The following is a 10615-nucleotide window of genomic DNA, read 5'->3' on the forward strand; positions in this document are numbered from 1 at the left end:
ACTCGTGATATGTTAGAAATAACTCGACGTTGGAATCAAAGAGCAATTTTTCCTAATTTTACCTTTCAAAGCGTTACTGATTATTTACAAGAAGTCCTCAATGATCCTAACTTAACCCTTCCCGTCTGGCGAGATGAATTATATTTAGAATTCCATCGCGGTTGCTATACAACCCACGCGGATCAAAAACGGTATAATCGCCGCAGTGAAACGATATTATATGAAGCAGAACTGTTTGCGACGATTGCTTCTCTTTACAGTCAATCTCCCTATCCCCAACGGGAAATAGAAACGGCTTGGAAGCAAGTTTTATTGAATCAATTTCACGATATTTTACCCGGTTCTTCAATTACCGAAGTCTACGAACAAGCCAATCAAGACTGGGAAACGGCTATCACCAATGCAGATCAGATTCGACAACAAGCCTTCGATGCGATCGCTCAATTTATTCCTCTGCCTCCCCCACCCCAAACCAACGCCCAAGCTATTGTGATCTTTAATTCCCTCAACTGGTCACGCTCAGAAGTCGTTGCGGTCACTATTCCTAATTCCGATCATCCTTGGGAAATTTACGATAGTCACGGAATACCCCAACCTTCCCAACTCCGAGGGGAAAGGTCGGAAAATCCGCAATTGTTATTTCTAGCAAAAAATGTTCCGAGTGTGGGGTATCGCGTTTATTGGTTGGGGGTGAAAGAAGCTGAAACCCCTGAAAATTCGTGGAATAGACCCTATACGTGCACACCTATTCCCAATTTTACTCAAAGTCTAACAGAAAAAAACGAGTTTGTCAATAGTTATCAGTTGAAAGGAAAAAAGATTAGCTTTGAAAATGGAATTTTGCGAGTTATTGTTGATACAGAAACCGGAAATTTAGACCAAGTTTTTGACTTAATTCATCAACGAAATATCCTTAAACCCGGAGCAGGAAATCAATTACAAGTGTTTCAAGATTCTGGACAATATTGGGATGGGTGGAATATCGATCCGAATTATCAACAATATCCCTTAGCTTCTCCCCAAGTTAAATCGATTGAATGGATAGAACAAGGGCCGATTGTGTGGAAATTAAGAATTATTCGACAATTCCAGCAATCAGAATTTTGTCAAGATTATCGTTTAGAGCAAGATTCTCCGCTATTAAAAATCGAAACAACCGTGAATTGGCAAGAACGTCATATTTTAATCAAAGCTGCCTTTCCCCTCACAATTTCTGCCGATAGGGCGAGTTATGAAATTCCCTGCGGTGTGATTCAACGCTCGACCGATCCTCAAACTGATACCGAAAAAGCCAAATGGGAAGTTCCGGCTATTCATTGGGCAGATCTGAGTACATCCGATTATGGAATTAGTATTTTAAACGATAGTAAATATGGCTATGATGCTCAACCGAATCAACTGCGATTAACTTTATTAAGAAGTTCAACCTGGCCCGACCCAGAAGCAGATTTAGGATATCATCATTTTAGTTATGCCCTTTATCTTCATGCGGGAGATTGGAAACAAGCCAAAACCATTCAAAAAGGCTATGAGTTTAATCGTCCGTTACAAGTTAAACTTTATCCGGCTGTTACTTCTAGTGTATCTGATTCTAATGCTGAATTATCTGATAGCCAGAGTTTCCTAGAATTAGGGTCTGATTCGTTAATTTTAATGGCGTTCAAACCGTCAGAAACCCAACCGCAACGCTGGATTTTAAGATGTTATGAATCACAAGGAGAGGAAACTATTTTAAACTTCAAGAATACTCTAGGATTAACCCTCAAAACTGGGGTTAATCTGTTAGAAGAACCCCAGGAAACTCAGGAGAGTATCTCTCCTTGGAAAATAGCCAGTTTTGCGCTATCGCAAGAATAGGAATAGCCGTAGGGTGTGAGCTTATTTTAATCCCATGCGAATTTCTGAACAAAAAGATGCTTGAGTTAAACCCGAATTATTTTTAACTAAACTGGTTCTTAACCTCAAATTCGGCATCAAATACCATAACCGTTCTTCAACATAAAAATTAGGAGATTCCGTAATTAAGGTTAAAACTTCATCGTCTCCTAAACTATAACGTCCCGATAAAGATTGATTCAGATTGGTTCCTTGAGATTGTAAAAATTGACCTTGTTGAGGATGATCTGAATTCAAAATTGGAACTAAAATAGCAGACCCTTTCACAGAATCAGAATTTCCTTCTGTCGTTCCATCCCAGGTTAATTGAAATCCTCCAGAAAGGGTAGCCGGATCAATATTATATTGTTGACAAAGCTGAACAATCTTTGCATCGGTTGGAGGTAAAGGCTCAATCATTAAATTTGATTTACCCGCTTGTAATTCCCCTGATTTTAAATGGTGTAAAGTGCGTTGTGAAAACCATTTTCCTGTACTTAATTCAAAAAATTCAATAATATTCATTGTTAATGATCCAAAAATAAGAAAACCCCCAGCCTTTAAAATTTTACTATAAAGGGGGTTTTCTCATCGAACCAGGGATAAAATTTGAGAGGGTGTTGAAGAGTAGGTAAGCGCTGACACACCCTACACCTGATTCTCACAATCATATTAGTGATTTCGGCGATATTTAATTCGAGTTTTAGTCTTAACTTCCCATTCCTTATCCCATTTTTCTTTAGGAGGAGGTTCAGGTTTGGGCTGATGAAATTGAGCCGCAAGGGCTGCTCCGGCAGATAATCCGAAAAGAATAATCAGGGTTTCCATCTGGGTTGCACTCTGGTAATTGAAAATCAACGGTTTCAAATCCTCATTTGAGTCAGGCTTATAAAAGATTTTAAAACCAATATAAACTCTACTTTATATTGGTTATATTTCCTATAAGCCACTAAAAATACATCTTTGATCAGCCATTTCTAGTTAGGAGGAACAATAGGATCGCTATTTTCTCGTGCAACAGAAATCGGTAGCCAGGGATGAGAGGTTAAGTCTGTGATAAAAATTGCTTCAATTCGGTTATGAACAATTCCAGAATCTTGAGAAGGAATAACGGATAAATTGAACAGGCAGGATAAGAGAATATCTAACATAACTTAGGTCTCCATTAAGTTTTTTTTCTAACACAGACACAGAAGCAGTGAGAAAGCCTGCCTCTGGATTAAGCTGTAATGGATATATCAGCGCCAAATGATAAAATTACGCAAAAATTAAAAAACTTTTTGAATTCACACTTTTTAATATTTGTCAACCGTAAATTTAAGTAAGGATTGTTAGTTTTTGTCTTTGAATCGAGTCAAATTTTACCAAGAATTACGGTTGTAGTTTTTATTATTTATACTTCTCAATCAAATATTAAGGCTTCAAAACGTCAATAAAAATCCCTGGTAGAACCAGGGAAACCGATTAATTAAATGTTGCTAATTGTTTATCTTTAAAACTGAAAGAATGTTGTTGCTCAATAAACCAATCTAAAATTCGATTCCAAGCCCACCACCGATCTGGATCAGAAAATTGATTTTGACAGGATTTACTGCTAATATAACCAACATGACCTCCATATTTTGTTGTGACTAAATCAATAGCCAAATTTTGAGAACTAGCAACTTTTAAATCAGGAATAATGGTAGGGTCAAATAAGGGATCATCTTCTGCATATAAAATTAAAGTTGGTTTGTTCAATTGCGAAATTAACTGTAACGCATTACTCGCTTCATAATAAGCTTCAACACTGTTAAATCCTAATCGTTCAATCACTAATTCATGGTCAAAACTCCAAATCGAATTAATCCGTTTAATCGCTTCTAAATCAAACTCATTAGAATGATAAGAATATAAGTGTTTTGCCATTTTTTTCACTTCTTTTGTAATAGCTCGTTCTAAATATTTTCCCAAAGGATGCTGGATTAAGTAGCTTAAAGAACGGTGAGAATCTAAACTCGGACAAATCACAGCCCCCCCAGCAATATCTGAATCCTTTAACTTTAAATCTGGCCCCCATTCATTAACCGTTTGGGCGGCTTTAATTCCCCATAACGCTAATTGTCCTCCTAAAGAATATCCTGCGAACCAAAAAGGAGCCGGACAACCGATTGGTTTAGATTGTGCGACAATTCTGACAAAATCTTCTCCTTCAAATAAACCATCAGACGTTAAAGTTGGGGATAATTCTGCGGTTTTTCCATGAGCTCTCCAATCAAATAAAACCACTGCATAACCCGCAGCAAAGGCTTTCCTTCCCCACAATTTTAAAAACCATTGATTCTCTAAAGTTCCTGTAATTCCATAGGTGGAAACAATCGTTCCTTTAGGGTTAGGAGGCATTGCAACAATGCCATAAATGGGGACTCCACCCGCTCCAGAAAAGATAATATCTCGATAAGGAGGTTCAGGTAAATTAATCGTTTGTTCCCAGTTTTTACTAGCTTTTAATGCAGCATAAATCGTCATTGTCAAGCCATTTTTCAAAGGAAAAGGCGGTTGATAAATCGGCTGAGTCATGGAGTTAAGTTAATTGGCTAGTGAGTTAGCATTTTCTAGGATAACAAACCGTTGTTGATAGACTGAAATTCCAATAAAAATCCCTCCGTGATCATACAGAGGGATAAAATCAATCAAATTGTCCGCTTTAGGGGTATCCTGAAAACCGATTCATCTTAGCTGCGGTCAGTGGCGGCCACCGGTTCAAAACTGGGAACCACTAACTCATCATTTTGCTTGGTTAATTGGTTATACAAGCGTTCCGTATTGGGGAAGTTAGCGGCGGGTAAGGTCGGATAACGACGATAGGGAACCGTATCTTCCCCGAACAGTTGAGCATATTCCACGCTGTTCACCATCGCCCCAATAAATCCTTTCAACCCATTGGTTGCCAGAATTTGGTTATACATCCGAATTTCTCCTTGGTTGAGCGGTGCGCGACCCAAGAAGTGCTTCGTTCCCAACTCAATCACCTTGGTATTAGGATAGGGAGTGTAAAACTCCTTGATGTACAGAGACGTGCTTCCTAACGCTTCAACAAACTCTTTCAAGTTAATTTCATTGTTCCCTAGTTTACTTTCCAGAGCCGTAAACTCATTTTTAGTTACATAGGGATCAATATCACGCTCAAAGATTTGACGATAAACTGCTTGAATTAAAGTGTTCAGAGCCACTTTATCCTCGGTGTTCGTCAGTTTGAACACTTTGGTTTGTTGACGACGCTTGCTGACTCCTTGAGCAATGCGATTGTCTAACTCAATCTCACCCTTAATTTCAGGGGTACCCAATTCGATAAACCGAGGAGTGACGACTTCCTCCACCATCGGTTGTTTCTCAGCAAAAGCACCCACACGACCCGTGCGCAGGAACACACCCCCCGGAGTCAAATACCGTTCATAGGGAACCGTATCTTCCCCAAAGGATTCGCTATATTCCTGAGAATCGATTATGGCATCCACCAAAGCATAGAAGCCTTTTTTAGAGCACAAATCGAAGTAGGAATTCATTTCCTGACGGCCGTAGGTGGGACGACCTAACAAACGACGATGGATGTATTCAATCGCTTTACACACATACAGCGATGTCCAATACATCTTACGGAACACATCGGATTTAGCGAGAATCCGAATAAACTCGCGAACGGTAATATCGCCGTTTTCGAGTTTAATTTCCGCAACGCTTTGGCGTTGACCCGCATACAGTTCCCGACCAAACACCTGCCGATAAGCCGCCTGAATCACCGCTTGGGTAGAGGTTTCTGAGTAATTAACATTAGTTCCTTTGCTGCTACCACTGCGCTTGAACCGACTGCTAATATAACCTCCGGGCAGTTGATCCAGTTTAAACACTTTTGGCCCCAGAGAACCGGGATTGTTACCCCGTGCGGCTGGGTTGCTTAACTGGTTATCAATTCCAGCCCCATTGCGAATCAGAATCCGACGGGTATCTTTGCCAAAGGGGGCGGGACGATTGCTGGGATTACGGGTTTCTTTCGGGAAAATTGCGCCAAACTGGATTTCCAGAGGATCATTCCCAGTTCCGTAAACGTGCTGATCCCGCAGAGGTTGTTTGTAGTCTGCGAACAGCGTCACAAACTGAGGCACTTTGCGGAAGGGTGCACTGTAGTTAAACAAGTCAATTTGCGGCCCCCAGTTGCGACATTCTTGGGCTTCTTGACCCAAACCGCGCAAGTAAGGAACGGTTTCTTCCCCGAAATAATCGGAATATTCCTGAGAATCTACCATCGCATCCACTAAGGCTCCTAAGCCACCTTTGGACACAACCGAGAAATATTTGCTAAATTCTTCAGGAGAACTTAAACCCCGACCTAAGAAGTGACGGGCTGCCAGTTCCACCACCCGACTGTTGACAAAGGGTTGATAAAACTGTTTGCGGTATAACGGAGATTTGCCTAAACGGCGGATAAACTCTTTGGTGGAGATTTCGCCGTTTTTCACTTTGGATTCTAAGTCGGAAATGCTCAAGCTGTAGGCGCGGGTAATATCCCGTTCAAACACTTGGCGATAGGCGGCTTTGACCACCTCTTGTTTTTCCGCCGAAGATAGTCCGGGTTTCATCACGAACTTCTGACGGCGCTCGGCGGCGTTGAAGTAAATTTGAGGCAGTGCTAACCCTTGTTGGTCACTGCTAGGACGTTGCCGCACTTTATTGGCAGGCGTTGACCCTTCAAATTCGGTGATTAAAACATTGAAGTATTGCAGGGCAATTTCTTGAGCTTGTTTATCCTCTTTCAAATAGCCCAAAGCAGCCCGACGCATTTCTTGCAGGGCCACTAACGTTGCAGCGCTTGAACAAGCATTTTCAATAATTTCCCGTAATCCCCGCACGTTAACGGCGATGAGATTGGGATCACCTGCCACAATGGCGTAGGTGGTATACCGCAAGAACCAGCTTAAATCCCGCAGGGATTTGGTCATGTTTCCAGGGCCATAACGAGAAACGTTAATCGGTCGGAACCCTGGCGGTAAAAATACGGCTGGCCCGGCCCCTGCATCCACAAAAATTGATTTTAAACCCTCGAATAAACCGCCACCTTTGTTATCCACATAGGAAATTGTTCCCAGTTTCATGCCTTCGGTGAGGTTAACTTCACCCCCTCCAACTGTGGCCATTACCATCGTTGGAACTTCCGTTGGTTTTTCCAAGAATGCCAGAGGTGAACCGCCTGTAAAAATCCGGTTCGCGGCACGGGAGACAATCAATTCGGCATTTTGCGTCAGAATTTGAGCAATTTCTAAACGTTTTGCCCCAGAACTGAAATAAGTTGCCAGTTCACTTAATTCGCTTTTACCCAAAAAGCGATCTTGTTGCTCCGCTTGGGAAATGGTTGCAACGGGTACGGTTTGATAGAGTTGCGGACGCGCAACTGAGCTTCCACCACTTGCCTTTACACTCATTCGATCTCTGTCGCTCCCTATCTGAATCGTTACAGCATGGAACCTAAAGTATGGTACTGTTCTCAAACAATCAACGGATTAGTTTTGGCTGAATGTAACAATGCCTTCTACCCGATCATCCTGCTTGAGTTGTTGCCAGTTTAATCTTTCAGATTAAAATGATTTTGGCTGATTACCAAACATTTATAAAAAAGCGTACCGACAATTATTGTATAGACTTGGGTGAAGTTATCTGAGAAAAAAGAATAAGTTTTGTTACGCGGTGGGCGGTTGACCTTGAGCTAACCCCTCTGACTTGATCTACGGTACAGCAATCGACTCAAACATTTTATTAGGGTACAACGATGGAAGAAGTAAGTTCTGCGGTGAAACGGCTTTATGATACCTATCCCTTTCCCCCTGACCCTTTGCTGGATGAACCGCCACCTGGGTATAACTGGCGTTGGTGTTGGCCTGTTGCCTATGGGTTTTGTACGGGTCAAAAGCCGAAACATCTTGACATTCGCATTTTAGATGCAGGCTGTGGAACCGGTTCGAGTACGGAATATTTAATTAACCTGAACCCCACAGCGTCGGTTTTGGGGATTGATCTCAGTGAAGGAGCTATTCAAACGGCCAAAGAACGCTGTCGCCGTTCTGGGATCTCGACCCCTGGAACCCCGACACCGGAATTTCGCCGTCTTAGCCTTTATGATGTGACCCAGTTAGAGGGACAGTTTGATTTTATTAACTGTGTGGGTGTTTTACATCATTTACCTGATCCCATTCGAGGCATTCAAACCTTAGCATTAAAATTAGCCCCTGGGGGGTTAATGCACATTTTTGTTTATGCTGAATTGGGACGCTGGGAAATTCAATTAATGCAAAAAGCGATCGCTTTGTTACAAGGAAACAAACAAGGAGATTATAAAGATGGCGTTAAAATGGGTCGGCAAATTTTTGAAGCCCTCCCAGAAAATAATCGCTTAGTGAAATATGAATCTCAACGTTGGGGATTGGAAAATCAACGAGATGAATGTTTTGCTGATATGTATGTTCATCCCCAAGAAATTGACTACAATATTAATACGTTATTTGAGTTAATTGATGCGTCGGGCTTAGAATTTATTGGCTTTTCTAATCCGAATTATTGGAATTTAGAGCGGTTAATTGGCAATTCACCGGAGTTACTGGAACGGTCAAGGGCATTAAGCGATCGCGAACAATATCGTTTAATTGAATTGCTTGATCCTGAAATTAGCCATTATGAATTCTTCCTGGGACGTTCACCGTTACCTCGCAATACTTGGTCAAATGATCAAGCGTTATTAGCCGCCATTCCTGAACGGAGTCCTTGTATGAATGGCTGGCCCAGTCAGCATTTATTTGACTATAATTATCAAATTATTAGTTTATCGGATGCTGAATTTGAGTTTCTCAAAGCCTGCGATGAAAATACAGACTCTCCTCGAACCCTTGGGGAACTTTTAGCGGAAACACAACTGGATTTAGAGGGGGTGAGATCGCTCCAAGCTCGACAATTAATTTTGTTAAGTTAAACCGTAGGATGATGCTCTGCTCATCGATTAAAAGCGAAATTAATTAGGAGCAGAGCATTGTTTTATTTACTATAGCAATCCTATTTGATTTGTGGTAGGGGCAATTCATGAATTGCCCCTACGGTAAGGGTTTGAGTCATAGAGGTTATTACAACCTATTTAGACTTGCTATATAACTATTTAACTCTACGGATTTAATAACATCATTAAATTTGGGAATAGAGCTTGAATCAACTTCCATTTGAACGGTATAAAAACATCTTGCAAAATAGTATAATATCAATTCATTATTTTTATCAATCATTATGAAATGTTTTAACCCTGATTGCCTTCACCAAAATGCTCAACTTACTAATTTTTGTCAGAAATGCGGACAAAAGTTATTATTAACTGAACGTTATCGCGCCCATAGTTATCTTGGAGAAGGTGGTTTTGGGCGGACTTTTATTGGTGTTGATCAAAATAGAAGAAATAGCTCCTGTGTGATTAAGCAATTTTTACCTTTATCACAAAATAGCGGTGCATTGCAAAAATGTATTCAACTATTTGAACAGGAAGCAGAGCTATTAGAAAAATTAGGTAAACATCCCCAAATTCCTGATTTATTGGCTTTCTTTGAACAGGATGGTAAGTTGTATTTAATTCAAGAATATATTGAAGGTCAAGATTTACTCAAAGAATTAAAACAACAGGGAAGATTTAACGAAACGAAGATCAAGTCTTTTTTAGTGGAAATGTTACCTATTTTGGATTTTATTCATAATAAGTCTATTATCCATCGTGACATTAAACCAGAAAATATTATTCGTAGAAAAAATAAATTAGATCCTAGTATCTATGGACAAATTAGCGATTTAGTGTTAATAGATTTTGGTGTTTCCAGACAAGTTAGCGCGACTATTATGACCCGTATGGGAACTGTGACAGGCACTCCCGGCTATGCGCCACCGGAACAATTGAGAGGAGTAACGAATGCTTCTAGTGATATGTATAGCTTGGCAATTACTGCTATTAGATTATTAACGGGTGTCTTTCCTCAAGAAAGAAATGGAACCTTGGTTGATGAGATTTTTGACCACTATAATTTAGGTTGGGTTTGGAAGGAATGGTTAAGCAAAAATCGCCTATCTATTAGTCAAAATTTGGCTATTGTCTTGGATAAAATGTTAGCGGATAGACCTAGCGATCGCTTTCAGTCTGCTCAGGAAGTTTTAACTGCTATTGGACAACGCAGTTTCGCTCCGTTACCTCAATTCCAACCTGCTCCAAAACCTAATATTAAGTTACAAACTTCTAAAGCTAATTTTACCAAAATAGACCAACTTTTATCAACAGAAAAATGGAAAGAAGCCGATCAGGAAACTGGGAGAGTTATGTGTCAAATTATGGGGAGAGAAAAAGAAGGTTGGTTAACGACAGATGATTGTCACAATTTTCCTCCAGAAGAATTACGCATTATTGACCAATTGTGGTTAAAATATTCTGAGGGCAGATTTGGTTTTTCTGTGCAGAAACAAATCTGGTTGGAAGAAGGTGGGAAATTAGATGGAAAGTGGGATGAGGCTACTTTCGAGAAACTTGCGAACCGGGTTGGATGGAAAAAAGGAGGAAAGTGGTTGAATTACGAACAATTGACCTTTAATAAAAATGCACTTCCGGGTCACCTTCCCTGGAGGGGTGTGGTTGGAGTGGATGGCGTAGGATGTGTTGTTATTCTTCTCTCTTCTCTAAACTCTAACACATAAG

General features: G+C 40.5%; 8 protein-coding genes. 3 read left to right on the plus strand and 5 right to left on the minus strand.

Translation table 11 applies throughout. The features are described 5' to 3' along the window. A partial coding sequence (locus ACKPEB_RS00415; protein ID WP_408962785.1) for an alpha-mannosidase occupies nucleotides 1-1857 on the plus strand: 1857 nt, incomplete at its 5' end. Between the two features lie 21 nt (nucleotides 1858-1878). Here ACKPEB_RS00415 and ACKPEB_RS00420 read toward each other — a convergent pair. From ACKPEB_RS00420 to ACKPEB_RS00440, 5 genes are all read right to left on the minus strand, one after another. Continuing rightward, nucleotides 1879-2400: a phycobiliprotein lyase gene (locus tag ACKPEB_RS00420; protein ID WP_408962786.1), complete on the minus strand. Its 522-nt coding sequence runs from the start codon at nucleotides 2398-2400 to the stop codon at nucleotides 1879-1881. Between the two features lie 147 nt (nucleotides 2401-2547). Beyond that, on the minus strand, nucleotides 2548-2703 hold the full coding sequence (locus ACKPEB_RS00425; protein ID WP_408962787.1) for a hypothetical protein: 156 nt from the start codon (nucleotides 2701-2703) through the stop codon (nucleotides 2548-2550). Nucleotides 2704-2852: 149 nt separating this feature from the next. Beyond that, nucleotides 2853-3026 carry a hypothetical protein gene (locus ACKPEB_RS00430; RefSeq protein WP_408962788.1) on the minus strand — a complete coding sequence of 58 codons (174 nt, stop codon included), beginning with the start codon at nucleotides 3024-3026 and terminating at the stop codon, nucleotides 2853-2855. Between the two features lie 313 nt (nucleotides 3027-3339). After that, nucleotides 3340-4434, minus strand: a complete 1095-nt coding sequence (locus tag ACKPEB_RS00435; RefSeq protein ID WP_408962789.1) for a YheT family hydrolase — start codon at nucleotides 4432-4434, stop codon at nucleotides 3340-3342. A gap of 155 nt (nucleotides 4435-4589) precedes the next feature. Further along, on the minus strand, nucleotides 4590-7331 hold the full coding sequence (locus ACKPEB_RS00440; RefSeq protein WP_408962790.1) for a phycobilisome rod-core linker polypeptide: 2742 nt from the start codon (nucleotides 7329-7331) through the stop codon (nucleotides 4590-4592). Between the two features lie 344 nt (nucleotides 7332-7675). Between ACKPEB_RS00440 and ACKPEB_RS00445 the strand changes: the two genes are divergently transcribed. Then, nucleotides 7676-8869, plus strand: a complete 1194-nt coding sequence (locus ACKPEB_RS00445) for a class I SAM-dependent methyltransferase (RefSeq protein WP_408962791.1) — start codon at nucleotides 7676-7678, stop codon at nucleotides 8867-8869. A 305-nt stretch (nucleotides 8870-9174) separates the two neighbouring features. Then, entirely contained in the window at nucleotides 9175-10614 is a 1440-nt protein-coding gene (locus ACKPEB_RS00450) for a protein kinase domain-containing protein (protein WP_408962792.1), read from the plus strand. Nucleotide 10615 lies beyond the last annotated feature (1 nt).

Origin of the sequence: Planktothrix sp., assembly GCF_046067725.1 — a bacterium.
GTDB lineage: Bacteria > Cyanobacteriota > Cyanobacteriia > Cyanobacteriales > Microcoleaceae > Planktothrix.

What these genes read in the sequence shown, in the direction of transcription:
- ACKPEB_RS00440 (WP_408962790.1), bottom strand. Translation starts at nt 7,331, where the DNA reads ATGAGTGTAAAGGCAAGTGGTGGAAGCTCAGTTGCGCGTCCGCAACTC.
- ACKPEB_RS00420 (WP_408962786.1), bottom strand. Translation starts at nt 2,400, where the DNA reads ATGAATATTATTGAATTTTTTGAATTAAGTACAGGAAAATGGTTTTCA.
- ACKPEB_RS00425 (WP_408962787.1), bottom strand. Translation starts at nt 2,703, where the DNA reads ATGGAAACCCTGATTATTCTTTTCGGATTATCTGCCGGAGCAGCCCTT.
- ACKPEB_RS00445 (WP_408962791.1), top strand. Translation starts at nt 7,676, where the DNA reads ATGGAAGAAGTAAGTTCTGCGGTGAAACGGCTTTATGATACCTATCCC.
- ACKPEB_RS00435 (WP_408962789.1), bottom strand. Translation starts at nt 4,434, where the DNA reads ATGACTCAGCCGATTTATCAACCGCCTTTTCCTTTGAAAAATGGCTTG.
- ACKPEB_RS00450 (WP_408962792.1), top strand. Translation starts at nt 9,175, where the DNA reads ATGAAATGTTTTAACCCTGATTGCCTTCACCAAAATGCTCAACTTACT.
- ACKPEB_RS00430 (WP_408962788.1), bottom strand. Translation starts at nt 3,026, where the DNA reads ATGTTAGATATTCTCTTATCCTGCCTGTTCAATTTATCCGTTATTCCT.